Below are 18906 nucleotides of genomic sequence, written 5' to 3' on the forward strand. Positions count from 1 at the left end.
CTCACGCGGCAGTCCGTGCGGTGGCGGTGGTGTCCCACCAGTCCGGGTTGCGGCGGTACCAGTCCACGGTCTCGGCGATGCCGGCCGCCAGGTCCTGCTGGGGCATGTAGCCGAGCTGGGCGAGCTTCGACCAATCCATCGAGTACCGGATGTCGTTGGCGGCCCGGTCCGGCACGTAGGTGACCTGGTCCCAGCTCGCGCCGGTCTCGCGCAGGAGCATCCCGGTGAGCTCGATCGTGGTCAGGTCGGTGCCGCCGCCGATGTTGTACGCCTCGCCGGGGATGCCTTTGTGGAGCACCAGCTCCACCCCGGCGCAGTTGTCGGTGACGTGCAGCCAGTTCCGCATGTGTTCGCCGTTGCCGTGAATGGTGACTTTCGCGCTGGCCAGCAGTCTGGTGACGAACAACGGGATGAGCTTCTCCGGGAACTGGCGGGGCCCGTAGTTGTTGGAGGAGCGGGTCACGCACACCGGCACGCCGTAGCTGGAGTGGTAGGCCAGAGCGATCATGTCGGAAGCGGCCTTGGACGCCGAGTAGGGCACGGTGGGGTGCAGCGGGTCGGTCTCGAACGCCGTGCCGGTCGGCAGCGAGCCGTACACCTCGTCGGTCGAGATGTGGACGAACTTGCGGGTGCCGATGCGGCGGGCCGAGTCGAGGAGGGTCTGGGTGCCCAGCACGTTGGTGGAGACGAAGTTCCCGGCGTCCATGAGGGACCGGTCGACGTGGGACTCGGCGGCGAAGTGGACCACCGCGTCGTGGGTCTCCATCAGGGCGTCGACCAGGGCGCGGTTGAGGATGCTGCCCTGGACGAAGGTGAACTTCTTCGAGTCGGTGATGCCGGCGAGGTTGCCGAGGTTGCCCGCGTAGGTGAGGGAGTCCAGGACGGTCACCTTGGCGACGTCGTCGGCGTCGACGAGGCGGCGGGCGAAGTGCGATCCGATGAACCCGGCGCCGCCGGTGATCAGGATGTTTTCCATTGAGGGCCACCAATCTGGGTGAGGTGTGGCAGTGGTCCGTCGGCGTAGGCGGGCAAAAGGCCCCGGTCGCGGGCCTCGGCGAAGCTGAGGCTGCTGCCCGCGACGATGGAGGCCGGCTCAGGCGGCCATTCGATGGCGAGGTCCGCGTCGAGAGGGTCGATCGACAGGAACTGTTCGGGATGGTGCAGTTCGTTCAGCAGATAGGTGACGCAGGAGCGGTCCGCCAGGGCGAAGGTGGCGTGGCCGACGCCGGGCGGCACGTACAGCGCGGTGAGCCGCTCGGCGTCGAGGTGTGCCAGGTGCCAGGTGCCGAAGGTGGGCGATCCGGTCCGCAGGTCGACCAATGCGTCGAGGACCGCCCCGCTGGTGCAGGTGATGTACTTTGCCTGGCCGGCGGTGGCGACGCTGATGCCGCGCAGTGCACCGAGTCGGGAGATGACGGTGTTGGCCTGGGCGAGGTGGAACACCATGCCGGTGGCGGTCCGGAAGTCGTCTTCCCGGAAGAACTCCCGGAGTTCACCCCGGGTGTCGTAGTGCGCGTTGGGCTCGAAGGCGAAGGTCCCGGGGATGTCGAGCTGGCGGGCTTTCATCAGCGGCTCCCTTGAGCGGCTGCTTCGCCGGGCGAATCTGGGCCCGGCGCACAACGACGCGAGTCGTGTCGATTTGTGTGTCAGGCGCGCGTCGTGGGATCGCGCGTTCCACGCCGGTGCCGTCCGGCCGGCATGCTTGGCCCGGCGGCGAGCGGAGTTCGGTGGTCAGTCGTCGCGGTGCCGAGGGCAGGCGCAGTCGGGCCAGAAGTCGAGCGACGGTACCGGCGCCCCTTCGTCGGGCTTGACCTCAACGACCGGCGAGACGTCGTACCGGCGGCCGTCGGAGTCCACCTGAAGGCCGCGGTGGCGCGCGGCCGGTGGGACGAAGTCGGGGGAGAAGCTCATCGCAGCCCCCGCAGGCGCAGACGGCGGTGCTCTTCGCTGATCTGCCACAGGACCAGGGACCGGCGTCGGGCTCGGTCCAGGTCGACTGCGCGGGGCGTCACGACGCGGTCCTGTACAGCGCGTCGGCCGCGATGGTGCAGGGCCACGCGGTGCCGCAGCGGACGCCGTCGCTGCGGTGGTCGTCGAGCAGCATCCGGGTTCGGGTGGCGGCGGCGTTCTCCTGCGAGACCTGACGCGGCGGTCGGCGCCCGCCGCCGGGGTCGAGGTTCGCGAGTTCGGCGGCGCCGTTGAGGCTCCAGGGATGCGGAGGTCGGCCGGCGGTGGTCATGGGGAGGCGCTCCAGATCGCTCGCGGACGGGAGTTGGCGCGGCGGCCCCGCATCGTTTGGGGATGCAAGGCAGGACCGCCGCTGGCAGCCGCTCCGCAGGCCCCAGGGCCGGTGTCGGCTTTTCCTGCGAAGCGGCTTGCACACGAAACTACGCACCGTCAGGCGGCGGTCACAGTGCCGAAGCGTCTTCCAATCCGTCTTCCAAACGAGCGTCAGGCCACCCAGTGCGCCAGGACCTCGGCAACCTCGGGTACCTCTCGGTATCGGCGCAGCGCGCAGATCACGGTCTTTGCGCGGTCCTGCTCACGGGAGGAGGGGACGCCGGCGAGCACCTCGAACATGCGGTGCGCGGTCTTCGCAGCTTCCTCCGGCTCGTTGGCCTCGGCCAGCGCCGTGGAGAGCCAGGAGGCGTAGAGGGCGTACTCGCGAGCGTGGCTCGCGTCGTAGGCTGCGAGCACCTTCCGCAGCAGAGGGACGGCGCGTAGGGGACGATGCATCTGGGTGTACACGCGGGCCTGCATGACTTCCTGCTCATCGCGGGTCACCCAGTAGAGCCACTGCCGGGGGTCGGCCGAGGCGGCCATGTCGTTGTCGGCTCCGTCCACTTGGTCCATGGCGGTGTCGATCGCGGTCAAGGCGGTGCGCTGCTCTCCGGCGAGGGTGGAGACCCAGGCGACGCGGGCAGCGGTGAGGGATTGGGCGCGCACCGGCCCCCCTGCAGCCTCGCGTTCCGCAACACGTACAAGGCCGAGGCCACGTCGAATATCGCCTCGGTTGGCCTCCCAATACCCCCAGGAGCCCAGCAGGTGAGCCGCGAGGGGCCCGTCCCCGGCCTGCTTGGCGGCGGCGACGCCGAGTCGGAACAGCGGTGCCGGATCGGCTTTGCCGCCGCTGTCCGTGGCGATCCACCCCGCAAGCTGCGCGAGTTCACCCACCCCCGTCAGCAGGCGGCGGCCCACCGCCTCCGAGTGGCAGGTGTCGTTGTGCAGGCGCACGGCCGAGCGCAGCTCCCTGACGACGGTCTCCACCAGGTCCCCGCCGGCCAGGACGTCATCCGCCAGGCGCAGACCGTGGATCCGTCGAAGCAGGGCTTCGGCATCGGCGGCGCCGACCGTGTTGCCGGTACTGGTGCCGAGCGGCGAGAACTCGGTGTCGGCGGGTAGCAGCCGGGCGATCACCTCGGTGGAGGAGACCGGCGCGGTGACCTTGAATCTGCGGGCCGCTTTGGTCGCGGCACGGGCGCGGCGCAGGCGGGACTCGTCCAGCTCCAGAACCTTGGCCAGGTGGGGCAGGTACTGGGGGCCCGGTGTGCGGCCCTCGTACTCGGTTTCCCACCGCCACACGTCGGTGCGGGTAGGGGTGTAACCGCTGGCGTCGGCCAGCTTTCGCGCCACGTCCTCCTCGGACAGTCCAAGAAACCTGCGGCGGGTGGCGATCAGCTCGCCGATTCGCTCCTCGTTACTGTGCTCGGCCACGTTGCCCCCTGTCCTTGACTTGTGTACGTCGGACGGTACCCATCTGGACAACGGACTACGGGCGGTTCCGGAAACACTCTGTTCGCCCTCGCAGACCGATTCCCGAAGGCTGCAGCGGCCCGCGATCTCCGTGGAGAGAACCGGGCCGCCCTGGCACAGCTGGGTATTCCACGCGGGAGCCGGTAGCAGGGTTCGCGTGGCCCGGCCGGGCGGCTCCGGCGGGAGCCGACCGGCCGGGAGGTGGTCACCAGCCGCGCCCGCGCCACTCGTCGAGGTGCGGGCGCTCGGCGCCGAGGGTGGTGTCGTTGCCGTGGCCGGGGTAGACCCAGGCCTCGTCCGGCAGGACGTCGAAGATCTTCTCGTTGACGTCCCGGAAGAGGGTCCTGAAGGCTTCCGGGTCGCCCCAGGTGTTGCCGACGCCGCCCGGGAAGAGGCAGTCGCCGGTGAAGACGTGCGGGTGGCCCTGGGGGTCGTCGTAGATCAGCACGATCGCGCCCGGGGTGTGGCCGACCAGGTGGCGGACGGTGAGTTCGACGTCGCCGACCCGTAGCTTGTCGCCATCGGCGAGCAGCAGCTCGGTGGGCACGTCGATGCCCTCGGCGTCGTGCTGCCCGGCGGCGGTGCGGGCGCCGGTGGTGGCGACCACCTCGGCGAGCGCGCCCCAGTGGTCGTGGTGCCGGTGGGTGGTGACCACCGTTTCGAGGTCGTCCCCGACGGTCTCCAGCAGCACCGGGGCGTCGGCGGCCGCGTCGATCAGCAACTGCTCGTCGGTGGCCCGGCAGCGCAGCAGGTAGGCGTTGTTGTCGTACGGGCCGACGGCCACCTTGGTGATGATCAGGTGCGCCAGCTCCCGCACGTCCGGCGGCCCACCGACCTTGACCGCTCCGTGGTACGTCATCAGTCCGCTCCTCGTCCGGGTCCGGCTACAGGGTTCAGGATCATCCTCGCGCTGTCAGCCCATGGGGGGAAGCTGGGGGAGCGCGGTGTCAGGGGTGCGGCGCAGGCCCGCGCCGTCGGAGCGGCCGGAGAGCCAGGCGAGCAGGGCTCGGACCGGGCCCTGGACGGTCAGGGAAACGGGGCCCGAGCCGATCAGGCCGCGGTCCCCGGTGTCCTCGGCGACCAGCTCGACGGCGGGCAGCTCGGTGCCGTGCAGCTTGGCGGCGAGCTTGTGGAACTCGGTGACCGCGAACTCCTCCGGCCACGCGGCGGGGGAGTAGCCGCCGTCCAGGTCGACCAGGTGGTACTCCAGCTCGCCGAGGCGCTTCCAGACGAGGTCGCAGGCCGGGAAGACGGCGCCGGAGCGGTGGCGCACCTCGGCGGCCCAGTCCTCGTCGGTCATCAGCGCGGCGGCCGCGGCGAAGCCCTCGTGCGACGCGCGAAGGTCGGCGAGCTGGGTGTCCAGCGGGCGGCCGGCGCCGTCCTCGATGCCCTGGTCGCGGGCCTGCTCGCTGGCGTACTGCGGGATGTCCGTGCCGGTGCGGGTGCCGGTCAGCAGGTTGACCAGGGAGTCGGCGTTGCGGGCGAGGTGGGCCAGCACGTGGCCGCGGGTCCAGCCGGGGAGCGCGGAGGGCTCGGCGACGGCCTCCGGCTTCAGCCCGGAGACGGTCTCCAGCATGCGCCGGGTGCTTGCCTCGACCAGGTTCAGTCGCTCGGTGGCTAGAGCGGCGGCGGAGTGCGAGTCGGACATCGAATCTGCCTTCTGTGCGAGACGGCGCGTTGCCCGAGGGGGGCTTCGCTCGTTGACCAGGCGACGCTATCGCCGAATCCGGCCTCTGAGCAGGGCCTTTTTCGGTCCGAGTACGGACGGCCCCGGAGCAGCCCTCACTCGTTCGGGTGGTCTCCACTGGACAGAGTCGAGATTCGAACGTCTGAGCTATAGGCTGGCTGCCGCATCCTGGAAGAAGACCGAATCTCACCGCAAGCCATCTCGCCCCGGAGAAAGGCGCCAGAAGCAGTGGCCGACCGCCTCATCGTCCGCGGTGCTCGCGAGCACAACCTCAAGAACGTCTCGCTCGACCTGCCCCGCGACTCCCTCATCGTCTTCACGGGCCTCTCCGGCTCCGGCAAGTCCTCGCTCGCCTTCGACACGATCTTCGCCGAGGGCCAGCGCCGCTACGTCGAGTCGCTGTCCTCGTATGCCCGCCAGTTCCTCGGGCAGATGGACAAGCCCGACGTGGACTTCATCGAGGGCCTCTCCCCGGCCGTCTCGATCGACCAGAAGTCCACCAACCGCAACCCCCGTTCGACCGTCGGCACCATCACCGAGGTCTACGACTACCTGCGCCTGCTGTTCGCCCGGATCGGCAAGCCGCACTGTCCGCACTGCGGTCGCCCGATCGCCAAGCAGTCGCCGCAGGCGATCGTGGACAAGGTGCTGGAGCTCGCCGAGGGCACCCGGTTCCAGGTGCTCAGCCCGGTGGTGCGCGAGCGCAAGGGCGAGTTCGTCGACCTCTTCGCCGACCTCCAGTCCAAGGGCTACTCCCGCGCCCGGGTGGACGGCGAGACCATCCAGCTCGCCGAGCCGCCGAAGCTGAAGAAGCAGGAGAAGCACACCGTCGAGGTGGTGGTCGACCGCCTGACCGTCAAGGAGAGCGCCAAGCGGCGGCTCACCGACTCGGTGGAGACGGCCCTGCGGCTGTCCGGCGGCATGGTCGTGCTCGACTTCGTCGACCTCCCGGAGGACGACCCGGAACGCGAGCGGATGTACTCCGAGCACCTCTACTGCCCGTACGACGACGTGTCGTTCGAGGAGCTGGAGCCGCGCTCGTTCTCCTTCAACTCGCCGTTCGGCGCCTGCCCGGACTGCTCGGGTCTGGGCAACCGGATGGAGGTCGACCCGGAGCTGGTCGTGCCGGACCCGGAGCGCTCGCTGGAGGAGGGCGCGATCCACCCGTGGTCGGCCGGGCACGCCAAGGAGTACTTCCAGCGCCTGATCGACGCGCTGGCCGAGGAGCTCGGCTTCCGCACCGACATCCCCTGGGCCGGGCTGCCCGCCCGCGCCAAGAAGGCGCTGCTGTACGGGCACAAGCACCAGGTGCAGGTCCGCTACCGCAACCGCTTCGGCCGCGAGCGCTCCTACAGCACCGGCTTCGAGGGCGCCGTCCCGTTCATCCAGCGCCGGCACACCGAGGCGGAGAGCGACAGCAGCCGCGAGCGCTTCGAGGGCTACATGCGCGAGGTGCCCTGCCCGACCTGTGAGGGCACCCGGCTCAAGCCGGTGGTGCTCGCGGTCACCGTCGAGGAGAAGTCGATCGCCGACGTCTCGTCGATGTCGATCAGCGACTGCGCCGAGTTCCTGGGCGCGATGAAGCTGGGCGACCGGGACAAGCAGATCGCCGAGCGGGTCCTCAAGGAGGTCAACGAGCGGCTGCGCTTCCTGGTCGACGTCGGCCTGGACTACCTCTCCCTGGACCGCGCGGCCGGCACCCTGTCCGGCGGCGAGGCCCAGCGCATCCGGCTGGCCACCCAGATCGGCTCCGGCCTGGTCGGCGTGCTGTACGTGCTGGACGAGCCGTCCATCGGCCTGCACCAGCGGGACAACCACCGGCTGATCGAGACGCTGGTGCGGCTGCGCGACATCGGCAACACCCTGATCGTGGTCGAGCACGACGAGGACACCATCAAGACCGCGGACTGGGTGGTGGACATCGGCCCGGGCGCCGGCGAGCACGGCGGCAAGGTGGTGCACTCCGGTTCGCTGAAGCAGCTGCTCGGCAACAAGGAGTCGCTGACCGGCCAGTACCTCTCCGGCAAGAGGTCCATCCCGATCCCGGCCGCCCGCCGCGACCGGGACAAGAAGCGCCAGCTGACCGTCCACGGCGCCCGCGAGCACAACCTCAAGGACGTCACGGTCGGCTTCCCGCTCGGCACCCTGACCGCGATCACCGGCGTCTCCGGCTCCGGCAAGTCGACGCTCGTCAACGACATCCTCTACACCCACCTCGCCCGGGAGCTGAACGGCGCCCGCAGCGTGCCCGGCCGGCACACCCGGATCACCGGCACCGACCTGGTGGACAAGGTGGTGCACGTCGACCAGTCGCCGATCGGCCGCACCCCGCGGTCCAATCCGGCCACCTACACCGGAGTGTTCGACCACGTCCGCCGGCTCTTCGCGGAGACCCAAGAGGCCAAGGTCCGCGGCTACCTGCCCGGCCGCTTCTCCTTCAACGTCAAGGGCGGCCGCTGCGAGAACTGCACCGGCGACGGCACCATCAAGATCGAGATGAACTTCCTGCCGGACGTCTACGTGCCGTGCGAGGTCTGTCACGGCGCCCGGTACAACCGGGAGACGCTGGAGGTCCACTACAAGGGCAAGTCCATCGCCGAGGTGCTGGACATGCCGATCGAGGAGGCGCTGGGCTTCTTCGAGGCCGTCCCGGCGATCGCCCGCCACCTCAGGACGCTCAACGACGTCGGCCTCGGCTACGTCCGGCTCGGCCAGTCCGCGCCGACGCTCTCCGGCGGCGAGGCGCAGCGCGTCAAGCTCGCGTCGGAGCTGCAGAAGCGCTCCACCGGGCGGACGGTCTACGTGCTGGACGAGCCCACCACCGGTCTGCACTTCGAGGACATCAGCAAGCTGATCAAGGTGCTCAGCGGGCTGGTCGACAAGGGCAACACGGTGATCGTCATCGAGCACAACCTCGATGTGATCAAGACCGCCGACTGGGTCGTCGACATGGGCCCCGAGGGCGGCTCCGGCGGCGGCACGGTGGTCGCCGAGGGCACCCCGGAGCAGATCGCGGCCGTCCCGGAGAGCCACACCGGCAAGTTCCTGCGGGACATCCTGCCGAGCGACTTCGCCGACGCCCCGGTCGCGGCACCCGCCAAGAGGGCGCCGCGCAAGCGGGCCGCCGCCAAGAAGTAGTTCGTTCGCCGCCCCGCCGCTCCCACCCCGGGAGCGGCGGGGCGCGTGCCGCATAGACTTCCACGGGCCCACCCAGCGGTGGCCCGTCCCGCAGCCGAACCCCGCCAGGAGCGCACCGATGTCCGAGGCCCCCGAGACCAGCCCCGCCGCCTCCCGCCGCACCCTGCTCTGCGGGGCCGCGGCCGCCCTGGCGGTCGGCGGCACCGTGGCGCTCACCGGCTGCGGCTCCTCCTCCGGCTCCTCCGACTCCGGCAGCGCCCCCAAGGGCCCGGTGGACCTCGGCCCGGCCTCGGCGATCCCGGAGGGCGGCGGCAAGGTCTTCCGCGAGCAGAAGATCGTGGTCACCCAGCCGACCGCCGGCCAGTACAAGGCCTTCAGCGCCAAGTGCACCCACGCCGGCTGCATCGTGGACCAGGTGAAGAAGGAGCAGATCCAGTGCCCCTGCCACGGCAGCCGCTTCGGCATCGCCGACGGCGCGGTGCAGGACGGCCCGGCCCCCAGCCCGCTGCCCGCCTACACCGTCACGGTCGAGGGCGGGAACCTCAAGGTCACCCCGAGCTGAAGCAGTTGAGCTCCTCTCGATTGATCTTGTCCCCACAGCCCCGACCGCACTCGGTACGGTGGACTCATGGCTGACCCGAGCACCTACCGCCCGGCGCCGGGCGCGATCCCGACCTCCCCGGGCGTCTACAAGTTCCGCGACGCCCACGGCCGGGTCATCTACGTCGGCAAGGCCAAGAGCCTGCGGCCGCGCCTGTCGTCCTACTTCCAGGACTTGGCCGGCCTGCACCCGCGCACCGCGACCATGGTCACCACCGCCGCCTCGGTGGAGTGGACCGTGGTCGGCACCGAGGTCGAGGCGCTCCAGCTGGAGTACTCCTGGATCAAGGAGTTCGACCCGCGGTTCAACGTCAAGTACCGCGACGACAAGAGCTATCCGGAACTCGCCGTCACCCTCAACGAGGAGTACCCGCGGGTCCAGGTGATGCGCGGGGCGCACAAGAAGGGCGTGCGCTACTTCGGCCCGTACGGGCACGCCTGGGCGATCCGCGAGACGGTCGACCTGCTGCTGCGCGTCTTCCCCGTCCGCACCTGCTCCAACGGCGTGTTCAAGCGCGCCCGACAGGTCGGCCGCCCCTGCCTGCTGGGCTACATCGGCAAGTGCGCCGCGCCCTGCGTCGGCAAGGTCTCGGCGGACGAACACCGGGCGCTGGCCGAGGACTTCTGCGACTTCATGGCCGGGCGCACCGGCAACTACCTGCGCCGGCTGGAAGAGCAGATGCAGGAGGCGGCCGCCGGGATGGAGTACGAGAAGGCGGCCCGGCTGCGGGACGACATCGGCGCCCTCAAGCGAGCGATGGAGAAGAACGCCATCGTGCTCGCCGACGCCACCGACGCCGACCTGCTGGCCCTCGCCGAGGACGAACTCGAGGCCGCCGTGCAGATCTTCCACGTCCGCGGCGGCCGGGTGCGCGGCCAGCGCGGCTGGGTCACCGACAAGGTCGAGGACGTCGACACCGCCGGCCTGGTCGAGCACGCCCTCCAGCAGCTCTACGGCGGCGCCACTCCGGACGAACGCAGCGAATCGGTCCCGCGCGAGGTGCTGGTCCCCGCCCTGCCCGAACCGGCCGCCCCGATAAAGGAGTGGCTGAGCGACCTGCGCGGCAGCCAGGTCGACCTGCGCATCCCGCAGCGCGGCGACAAGAAGGACCTGATGGCCACCGTGCAGCGCAACGCCCAGCAGGCGCTGGCGCTGCACAAGACCAAGCGCGCTTCCGACCTGACCACCCGCAGCCGCGCCCTGCAGGAGATCGCCGACGCGCTGGAGCTGGACTCCGTCCCGCTGCGCATCGAGTGCTACGACATCTCCCACCTCCAGGGCGAGGACGTGGTCGCCTCGATGGTCGTCTTCGAGGACGGCCTGGCCCGCAAGAGCGAGTACCGGCGCTTCCAGATCAAGGGCTTCGAGGGCCAGGACGACGTCCGCTCGATGCACGAGGTGATCAGCCGCCGCTTCCGCCGCTACCTCCAGGAGCGCGAGCAGACCGGTGAGTGGGCCGTCCCCGAGGAGGACCGGCCCGCCACCTCCGAATCCGGCAGTGGCACCCCCGCCCGGGACGAGGAGGGCCGCCCCAAGCGCTTCGCCTACCCGCCGCAGCTGCTGGTGGTCGACGGCGGCCAGCCGCAGGTCGCCGCGGCCAAGCGGGCCCTGGAGGAGCTCGGCATCGACGACGTCGCGCTGTGCGGTCTGGCCAAGCGCCTGGAGGAGGTCTGGCTGCCCGGCGAGGACGACCCGGTCGTGCTGCCGCGCTCCAGCGAGGGCCTCTACCTGCTCCAGCGGGTCCGCGACGAGGCCCACCGCTTCGCGATCGGGTACCAGCGCAACAAGCGTTCCAAGCGACTCACCGCCGGGGAACTGGACTCCGTCCCGGGCCTCGGCGAGACTCGCCGCCAGGCGCTGCTCAAGCACTTCGGCTCGCTGAAGAAGCTCCGGGCCGCCACCGTCGACGAACTCTGCGCGGTACCCGGTATCGGACGCCGCACCGCGGAGACTGTTGCGGCGGCGTTGTCGTCGCGTACACCCGCCGCTCCCGCGGTCAACACCGCGACCGGCGAGATCATCGAGGACGGGGCCGACCAGGCCGCCGGGCCGGTGGCCGCAGCACCCCAGACCGCACCATCCCAGGAGACGCCATGACGGCCGACGCCGCCCGTCTGTCGGCGCGCCCCGACTCCGCCCGCCTGCCCGGGACGGGGAAGGGCGGCCGTGCCGTGCGCGTTCTCCCCAGCAGAAAGACCGAGAGCGGGGAACCGAAGTGACCGTGTCAGACGTGGCCGAGAACGCGCCGGAGCTGGTGATCATCTCCGGCATGTCCGGAGCCGGCCGCTCCACCGCCGCGAAGTGCCTGGAGGACCTCGGCTGGTTCGTGGTGGACAACCTGCCGCCGGCCCTGATCCCCACCATGGTCGACCTGGGCGCCCGCTCCCAGGGCAACGTCGCCCGGATCGGCGTGGTCGTGGACGTCCGCGGCCGCCAGTTCTTCGACGACCTGCTCACCTCGCTGGACGAGCTGGAGAAGCGCGGCGTCCGCCTCCGGGTGGTCTTCCTCGACTCCTCCGACGAGGCCCTGGTGCGCCGCTTCGAGAGCGTGCGCCGCCCGCACCCGCTGCAGGCCGACGGCCGGATCGTGGACGGCATCGCCCAGGAACGCGACCTGCTGCGCGACCTGCGCGGCGAGGCCGACCTGGTGATCGACACCTCCAACCTCAACGTGCACCAGCTGCGCGCCAAGCTGGACGCCCAGTTCGCCGACCACGACGAGCCCGAGCTGCGCGCCACCGTGATGTCCTTCGGCTTCAAGTACGGCCTGCCGGTCGACGCCGACCTCGTGGTGGACTGCCGCTTCCTGCCCAACCCGCACTGGGTGCCCGAGCTGAGGGCCCGTACCGGCACCGACGCGGACGTCGCCGACTACGTGTTCCAGCAGCCCGGTGCCAACGAGTTCCTGAACGGTTATGCCGAGCTGCTCCGGATCGTTACCGAGGGCTACCGGCGGGAGGGGAAGCGCTACATGACGCTTGCCGTAGGCTGCACCGGTGGCAAGCACCGCAGCGTCGCCATGTCCGAGCGTCTGACCAAGCGTCTCATCGCCGACGGAGTCGAGACGGTGCTCGTCCACCGTGACATGGGACGGGAGTAACCGCCGCCTTCCCTGCCGGGCCACCGGCGGAGCCGGTGGCGGGGCCGAGGAACACGAGGTGAGTGTGGCGGGATACGTGCCCGGGCGACAGCCGCAGAGCAAGGCCGGCGAACGGGCGGGCAGCCCGACGCCCGGCCGTCCGCGCAGCAGTCCCGCCCGGGCCAATCCGGCTCCCCGGATCACCGCGCTCGGCGGCGGCCAGGGCCTGTCCGCCTCGCTGTCCGCGTTGCGCCGGCTCACCAGCGACCTCACCGCCGTGGTCACCGTCGCCGACGACGGCGGCTCCAGCGGCCGGCTGCGCGAGGAGCTGGGCGTGCTGCCGCCGGGGGACCTGCGCAAGGCGCTGGCCGCGCTGTGCGGGGACGACGAGTGGGGCCGCACCTGGTCCGAGGTGATCCAGCAGCGTTTCACCGGCAACGGTGAGCTGGGTGGGCACGCGGTCGGCAACCTCCTGATCGTCGCGCTCTGGGAGAAGCTCGGCGACCCGGTGGCGGCGCTGGACTGGGTCGGCCGGCTGCTGAACGTCCAGGGCCGGGTGCTGCCGATGTCGGCGGTGCCGCTGGACATCGAGGCGAGCGTGCGCGGCCACGACCCGGCCCGCCCGGCCGAGGTCACGGCCGTGCGCGGCCAGGCCAGCGTGGCGGTCACCCCCGGCACCGTGCAGTCGATCCGGCTGCTGCCGGACGGGCCGCCGGCCGTCCCGGAGGCGGTCACGGCGGTCCGGGAGGCGGACTGGGTGGTGCTCGGCCCCGGCTCCTGGTTCACCAGCGTGCTGCCGCACCTGCTGGTGCCCGAGCTGGCCAAGGCGCTGACCGAGACCCGCGCCCGCCGTCTGCTCACCCTCAACCTGGCCCCGCAGCCCGGGGAGACCGAGGGCTTCACCCCGCAGCGTCACCTGGAGGTCATCGCCGACCACGCTCCGCAGCTCGCCGTGGATGCGATCCTGGTGGACGAGCGCGCTGTCACGGGTGGTGCCTTCGGCCAGGCGGACCTGGCCGGTCTGGAGAAGGCCGCCGAACGGATGGGTGCCGCTCTGGTGCTCGGCACGGTGGCCCGCACCGACGGCACCCCGCGACACGACCCGGAGCTGTTGGCGGCCGCGTACGACCGGATTTTCCGGACACATGGAAGGATCGGGCCATGGCGATGACTCCAGCGGTGAAGGACGAGATCAGCCGACTCCCGGTCACCCGGGCCTGCTGTCGCAAGGCGGAGGTGTCGGCGATCCTGCGGTTCGCGGGCGGACTGCACATCGTGAGCGGCCGCATCGTGATCGAGGCGGAGCTCGACACCGGGGCGGCGGCGCGCCGGCTGCGCAAGGACCTCCTGGAGATCTTCGGGCACTCCTCCGACCTCGTGGTGATGGCCCCGGGCGGACTGCGACGCGGCAGCCGCTTCGTCGTCCGGGTGGTCAAGGACGGCGAGCTGCTCGCGCGCCAGACCGGCCTCGTGGACGGGCGCGGGCGCCCGATCCGGGGCCTGCCCCCGGCGGTCGTCTCCGGCGCCACCTGCGATGCCGAGGCTGCCTGGCGCGGGGCCTTCCTGGCGCACGGCTCGCTCACCGAGCCGGGCCGCTCCTCCTCGCTGGAGATCACCTGCCCCGGCTCCGAGGCCGCCCTCGCCCTGGTCGGCGCGGCGCGCAGGCTCGGCATCCCGGCCAAGGCCCGCGAGGTGCGCGGCGTGGACCGGGTGGTGATCCGCGACGGCGACGCGATCGGCGCGCTGCTGACCCGCCTCGGCGCGCACGAGTCGGTGCTCGCCTGGGAGGAGCGCCGGATGCGGCGCGAGGTCCGGGCCACCGCCAACCGCCTGGCCAACTTCGACGACGCCAACCTGCGCCGCTCGGCCCGCGCCGCGGTCGCGGCCGGCGCCCGGGTGCAGCGCGCGCTGGAGATCCTCGGCGAGGAGGTGCCCGAGCACCTGGCCGCGGCCGGCCAGCTGCGGATGCAGCACAAGCAGGCCTCGCTGGAGGAGCTGGGCGCGCTCGCCGACCCGCCGTTGACCAAGGACGCGGTGGCCGGCCGGATCCGCCGACTGCTGGCGATGGCCGACAAGCGCGCCGCCGAGCTCGGCCTGCCGAGCACCGAGGCCAATCTGACCGACGAGATGGCGCTCAACTGACGATCACGCTCCGTGAGCGCTCCTGCCTCGAGTCGAAGGGGCGCGCCGGTGTCGAAAGGGAGAAGCGACAAGCGAGGTGGGGGTCCCCCCGGCCGAAGGCTGGGGGAGAGCGCAGGAGCGCCGACCGTCGGCACCGGGTCGGAGCGCCCCGGAGGCGAGTGGGCGAGTAACAGCGGCCGGTGTCCGGATGACGGACACCGGCCGCGGTCGTTTCCGGGCCGGCCCGGAAGCCCCGAATTGGTAGAGACCACTGGCCCGGGACCAACTGCCCGCCGGACCAAGGCCGGACGGCCTGAAATCGGGTTTACGGTGCGCCACGCCAAGTCTCACGAGGTGGCGCGATGTGCCCTCCCAGCGCCCGGAGGGGTAGGGTCATAGGCGGTCGGGGACTTCCCAAATCTCACCCCCGTCGGCTTCACGCCGGCGTACCTAACGAGGAGATCGGTTCGTGACGATCCGGGTAGGCATCAACGGCTTCGGCCGCATCGGCCGCAACTTCTTCCGCGCGGTCAAGGCCCAGGGCGCTGACATCGAGATCGTCGGTGTCAACGACCTCACCGACACGAAGACCCTGGCTCACCTGCTCAAGTACGACACCACCCTGGGCACCTTCCCGGGCGAGGTCTCGCACACCGAGGACAGCATCACCGTCGACGGCCACACCTTCAAGGTGACCGCCGAGCGTGACCCCGCCAACCTGCCGTGGGCCGAGCTGGGCGCCGACATCGTCGTCGAGTCCACCGGCATCTTCACCAAGGCCGAGGCCGCGAAGAAGCACCTCGCCGCCGGCGCGAAGAAGGTCATCATCTCGGCGCCCGCCACCGACGAGGACGTCACCATCGTCCTGGGTGTGAACGACGACAAGTACGACGCCGCCAAGCACGACATCATCTCCAACGCCTCCTGCACCACCAACTGCGTGGCGCCGATGGCCAAGGTGCTGAACGAGAGCTTCGGCATCGTCAAGGGTCTGATGACCACCGTCCACGCGTTCACCAACGACCAGGTGACCCTGGACTTCCCGCACAAGGACCTGCGCCGCGCCCGCGCCGCGTCGCAGAACATCATCCCGACCTCGACCGGTGCCGCCAAGGCGACCGCCCTGGTCCTGCCGGAGCTGAAGGGCAAGCTGGACGGCACCTCGCTGCGCGTCCCGGTCCCGACCGGCTCCATCACGGACCTGGTCGTCACCCTGGAGCGTGAGGTCACCAAGGACGAGGTCAACGCGGCCTTCCAGAAGGCCGCGCAGGAGGGCCCGCTCAAGGGCATCCTGGCCTACACCGAGGACCCGATCGTCTCCTCGGACATCGTCAACGACCCGGCCTCCTGCATCTTCGACTCCAGCCTGACCATGGTCCAGGGCAACCAGGTCAAGGTGCTCGGCTGGTACGACAACGAGTGGGGTTACTCGAACCGCGTCGTCGACCTGGTCGCCCTCGTCGGTGGACAGCTCTGACGCAGTGGGAGCTGACGTGATGTAGGGGCGAGGGCCCGGACGGCGAAACCGAGCCGACCGGGCCCTCGCTCTGCGTACAAGGACTTCTCAGGCGGCCCCTGCGCCGTGCCGCCTCTGCGCATCAACCATCTCCCCGGGAGACCGAAGAACCAGTGAAGACCATCGAAGACCTGGACGTCGCCGGCAAGCGCGTCTTCGTGCGCGCCGACCTGAACGTCCCGCTGGACGGCGAGACGATCACCGACGACGGCCGGATCCGCGCCGTCGCGCCGACCATCGCCAAGCTCCTCGAGCGCGGCGCCAAGGTCGTCGTCGCCTCCCACCTCGGCCGCCCCAAGGGCGAGCCGGACCCGAAGTTCTCGCTCGCCCCGGTGGCCGAGCGTCTCGGCGAGATCCTCGGCAAGAGCGTCGCGTTCGCCACCGACACCGTGGGCGAGAGCGCCGCGGCCACCGTGGCCGCGCTGGCCGACGGCGAGGTCGCGCTGCTGGAGAACCTGCGCTTCAACGCCGGTGAGACCAGCAAGGACGACGCCGAGCGCAAGGCCTTCGCCGAGCGGCTGGCCGTCCTGGCCGACCTGTACGTGGGCGACGGCTTCGGCGCCGTGCACCGCAAGCACGCCTCGGTCTACGACCTGCCCGAGCTCCTGCCGCACGCCGCCGGCGACCTGATCGCCGCCGAGGTCGGTGTGCTGAAGAAGCTCACCGAGGACGTCGCGCGCCCCTACGTGGTCGTGCTCGGCGGGGCCAAGGTCTCGGACAAGCTCGGTGTGATCGACAACCTGCTGAAGAAGGCCGACCGGATCCTGATCGGCGGCGGCATGGCGTACACCTTCCTCGCGGCCAAGGGTCACGAGGTCGGCATCTCGCTGCTGCAGGCGGACCAGAAGCCGAAGTGCCTGGAGTACCTGGCCGAGGCCGAGAAGCGGGGCGTCGAGTTCGTCCTGCCCGTGGACGTCCTGGTCTCCGCCGAGTTCCCGGACCTCAAGGGCAAGACCCCGGCCAACCCGGACACCGTCGCCGCGGACGCGATCCCGGCCGACAAGGAGGGCCTGGACATCGGCCCGAAGACCCGCGAGCTGTACGCGGCGAAGCTGGCCGACGCCGGCACCGTGTTCTGGAACGGCCCGATGGGCGTCTTCGAGCACCCGGACTACGCGAACGGCACCAAGGCCGTCGCGCAGGCCCTGATCGACAGCAGCGCGTTCACCGTGGTCGGCGGCGGCGACTCCGCCGCGGCCGTCCGCACCCTGGGCTTCGACGAGAACGCGTTCGGACACATCTCGACCGGCGGCGGCGCGAGCCTCGAGTACCTGGAGGGCAAGACCCTCCCCGGTCTCGCCGCTCTGGAGGACTGAAACCACATGACCGACCGTCTCCCGCTGATGGCGGGCAACTGGAAGATGAACCTCAACCACCTTGAGGCCATCCAGCACACCCAGAAGCTGGCGTTCGCGCTGGCCGACAAGGACTACGAGGCCGTCGAGGTCGCCGTCCTGGTGCCGTTCACCGACCTGCGTTCGGTGCAGACCCTGGTCTTCGGCGACAAGCTGAAGATCAAGTACGGCTCGCAGGACATCTCGCAGCACGACGGTGGCGCCTACACCGGCGAGGTCTCCGGCTCGATGCTGGCCAAGCTCCAGTGCACCTACGCGGTGATCGGCCACTCGGAGCGCCGCCAGTACCACGGCGAGAACGAGGGGATCGTCAACGCCAAGGTGAAGGCCGCCTACCGGGCCGGGGTCACCCCGATCCTGTGCATCGGCGAGCCGCTGGACATCCGCAGGGCCGGTACCCACGTCGAGTACACCCTGGCCCAGCTGGACGGCGCGCTGGAGGGCATCCCCGCCCACCAGGCCGAGTCCATCGTGGTCGCGTACGAGCCGGTCTGGGCGATCGGCACCGGCGAGGTGGCCACCCCGGAGGACGCGCAGGAGGTCTGCGCCGCCATCCGCAAGCGGATCGCCGAGCTGTACGACGCCGAGCTGGCCGACAAGGTCCGCGTGCTGTACGGCGGTTCGGTGAAGTCGTCGAGCGCGGCCGGTCTGATGGCCAAGCCCGACATCGACGGCGGCCTGATCGGCGGTGCCTCGCTGGACGCCGACGAGTTCGTCAAGATCGTGCGCTACCGTGAGCAGGCAGTAGGCTAACGCCGCCGCAGCAACGTAGGCTTTGGGGCCGGACCGCCGTACGCGGCCCGGCCCCTTCGCCGAAGATACGAGAGAGTTGGTCCCGTCGTGGTTCTCGGGTTCTCGATTGCCCTGATCATCTTCAGTCTGTTGATGGTCCTGCTGGTGCTGCTGCACAAGGGGAAGGGCGGCGGCCTGTCGGACATGTTCGGCGGTGGCGCGATGTCGACCGGCGGCGGTTCGGCGGTGGCCGAGCGCAACCTGGACCGCATCACCATCGTGGTCGGCCTCGGCTGGTTCGCCTGCATCATCGTGCTGGGCCTGGTCCTCAAGTACCAGAGCTGACACAACCCTGACGCCCCGTCGCCCGAGCGCCTATCCTGGGACGGTCGGGGGCGGAGGCGATGGTGGCGGATGCTTAAGTCCTGCTTACACTAGGACGACTTTCGCCACCGACGCGCACCGCGGAGGGTCGGCGCACCAGCACGCAGGGAGTCAGACCGTGGCAAGTGGCAACGCCATCCGTGGCAGCAGGGTCGGGGCCGGCCCGATGGGGGAGGCGGAGCGCGGCGAGTCCGCCCCGCGCAGCCGGATCTCCTTCTGGTGCGCCAACAAGCACGAGACCCGGCCCAGCTTCGCCGCCGAGGCCGTCATCCCGGACACCTGGGACTGCCCGCGCTGCGGCTTCCCGGCCGGGCAGGACGAGCACAACCCGCCGGCGCCCTCGCGCAACGAGCCGTACAAGACCCACCTCGCCTACGTCCGTGAGCGGCGCACCGACGCCGACGGCGAGGCGATCCTCGCCGAGGCGCTGGCCAAGCTGCGCGGCGAGATCTGACGCGAAACCCGACCCGCGCGAGCGAGCCAACCCGCGAGCGAGCCGAGTGCCAAAAAAGGGGCGCCACCGTCGAGTGACGGTGGCGC

Annotated in this window: 18 protein-coding genes; 11 read left to right on the forward strand and 7 right to left on the reverse strand. The window is 70.8% G+C overall.

Annotation, left to right across the window (positions count from 1 at the left end; genetic code table 11):
• Position 1 precedes the first annotated feature (1 nt).
• The 7 genes from rfbB to ACH4E7_RS13495 form a co-directional block, all read right to left on the reverse strand.
• Positions 2–976 (reverse strand): dTDP-glucose 4,6-dehydratase, encoded by a 975-nt coding sequence (rfbB, locus tag ACH4E7_RS13465; protein WP_396249192.1) that lies wholly within the window; start codon positions 974–976, stop codon positions 2–4.
• Positions 961–1566: a dTDP-4-dehydrorhamnose 3,5-epimerase family protein gene (locus ACH4E7_RS13470; RefSeq protein ID WP_396249193.1), complete on the reverse strand. Its 606-nt coding sequence runs from the start codon at positions 1564–1566 to the stop codon at positions 961–963. Before ACH4E7_RS13470 ends, rfbB begins: the two co-directional genes overlap by 16 nt.
• Positions 1567–1731: 165 nt before the next feature.
• Positions 1732–1911: a hypothetical protein gene (locus tag ACH4E7_RS13475; RefSeq protein ID WP_396249194.1), complete on the reverse strand. Its 180-nt coding sequence runs from the start codon at positions 1909–1911 to the stop codon at positions 1732–1734.
• Positions 1912–2008: 97 nt separating this feature from the next.
• Positions 2009–2239, reverse strand: a complete 231-nt coding sequence (locus ACH4E7_RS13480; RefSeq protein ID WP_396249195.1) for a hypothetical protein — start codon at positions 2237–2239, stop codon at positions 2009–2011.
• 212 nt (positions 2240–2451) lie between these two features.
• Positions 2452–3714 carry a transcriptional regulator gene (locus tag ACH4E7_RS13485; RefSeq protein ID WP_396249196.1) on the reverse strand — a complete coding sequence of 421 codons (1263 nt, stop codon included), beginning with the start codon at positions 3712–3714 and terminating at the stop codon, positions 2452–2454.
• Between the two features lie 244 nt (positions 3715–3958).
• A complete protein-coding gene (locus ACH4E7_RS13490; RefSeq protein WP_396249197.1) occupies positions 3959–4612 on the reverse strand; it encodes an MBL fold metallo-hydrolase in 654 nt (217 codons plus the stop codon).
• 54 nt (positions 4613–4666) lie between these two features.
• Positions 4667–5401 (reverse strand): maleylpyruvate isomerase family mycothiol-dependent enzyme, encoded by a 735-nt coding sequence (locus ACH4E7_RS13495; RefSeq protein WP_396249198.1) that lies wholly within the window; start codon positions 5399–5401, stop codon positions 4667–4669.
• A gap of 267 nt (positions 5402–5668) precedes the next feature.
• Here ACH4E7_RS13495 and uvrA point away from each other — a divergent pair, with 267 nt between their 5' ends.
• The 11 genes from uvrA to ACH4E7_RS13550 all read left to right on the forward strand — a co-directional run bounded on the left by uvrA (position 5669) and on the right by ACH4E7_RS13550 (position 18820).
• A complete protein-coding gene (uvrA, locus tag ACH4E7_RS13500) occupies positions 5669–8578 on the forward strand; it encodes an excinuclease ABC subunit UvrA (protein WP_396249199.1) in 2910 nt (969 codons plus the stop codon).
• 118 nt (positions 8579–8696) lie between these two features.
• Positions 8697–9140, forward strand: coding sequence for a Rieske (2Fe-2S) protein (locus ACH4E7_RS13505; protein WP_396249200.1), 444 nt, complete (start codon positions 8697–8699; stop codon positions 9138–9140).
• Positions 9141–9206: 66 nt separating this feature from the next.
• Complete coding sequence (gene uvrC, locus ACH4E7_RS13510) at positions 9207–11276, forward strand: excinuclease ABC subunit UvrC (protein WP_396249201.1); 2070 nt, start codon at positions 9207–9209, stop codon at positions 11274–11276.
• Between the two features lie 118 nt (positions 11277–11394).
• Positions 11395–12279 (forward strand): RNase adapter RapZ, encoded by an 885-nt coding sequence (gene rapZ, locus ACH4E7_RS13515; protein ID WP_270143324.1) that lies wholly within the window; start codon positions 11395–11397, stop codon positions 12277–12279.
• Between the two features lie 64 nt (positions 12280–12343).
• Positions 12344–13429 carry a uridine diphosphate-N-acetylglucosamine-binding protein YvcK gene (gene yvcK, locus ACH4E7_RS13520; RefSeq protein WP_396249371.1) on the forward strand — a complete coding sequence of 362 codons (1086 nt, stop codon included), beginning with the start codon at positions 12344–12346 and terminating at the stop codon, positions 13427–13429.
• Positions 13420–14400 carry a DNA-binding protein WhiA gene (gene whiA, locus ACH4E7_RS13525; protein WP_188308910.1) on the forward strand — a complete coding sequence of 327 codons (981 nt, stop codon included), beginning with the start codon at positions 13420–13422 and terminating at the stop codon, positions 14398–14400. Before yvcK ends, whiA begins: the two co-directional genes overlap by 10 nt.
• A gap of 448 nt (positions 14401–14848) precedes the next feature.
• Complete coding sequence (gene gap, locus ACH4E7_RS13530; protein ID WP_396249202.1) at positions 14849–15856, forward strand: type I glyceraldehyde-3-phosphate dehydrogenase; 1008 nt, start codon at positions 14849–14851, stop codon at positions 15854–15856.
• A 152-nt stretch (positions 15857–16008) separates the two neighbouring features.
• Positions 16009–17211 carry a phosphoglycerate kinase gene (locus tag ACH4E7_RS13535; RefSeq protein WP_396249203.1) on the forward strand — a complete coding sequence of 401 codons (1203 nt, stop codon included), beginning with the start codon at positions 16009–16011 and terminating at the stop codon, positions 17209–17211.
• 6 nt (positions 17212–17217) lie between these two features.
• Complete coding sequence (gene tpiA, locus ACH4E7_RS13540; protein WP_396249204.1) at positions 17218–18003, forward strand: triose-phosphate isomerase; 786 nt, start codon at positions 17218–17220, stop codon at positions 18001–18003.
• A gap of 87 nt (positions 18004–18090) precedes the next feature.
• Complete coding sequence (gene secG, locus ACH4E7_RS13545; protein WP_393026151.1) at positions 18091–18327, forward strand: preprotein translocase subunit SecG; 237 nt, start codon at positions 18091–18093, stop codon at positions 18325–18327.
• 157 nt (positions 18328–18484) lie between these two features.
• On the forward strand, positions 18485–18820 hold the full coding sequence (locus ACH4E7_RS13550) for an RNA polymerase-binding protein RbpA (RefSeq protein ID WP_033353465.1): 336 nt from the start codon (positions 18485–18487) through the stop codon (positions 18818–18820).
• Positions 18821–18906 lie beyond the last annotated feature (86 nt).

Source organism: Kitasatospora sp. NPDC018058, from assembly GCF_044327205.1.
Classification (GTDB): domain Bacteria; phylum Actinomycetota; class Actinomycetes; order Streptomycetales; family Streptomycetaceae; genus Kitasatospora.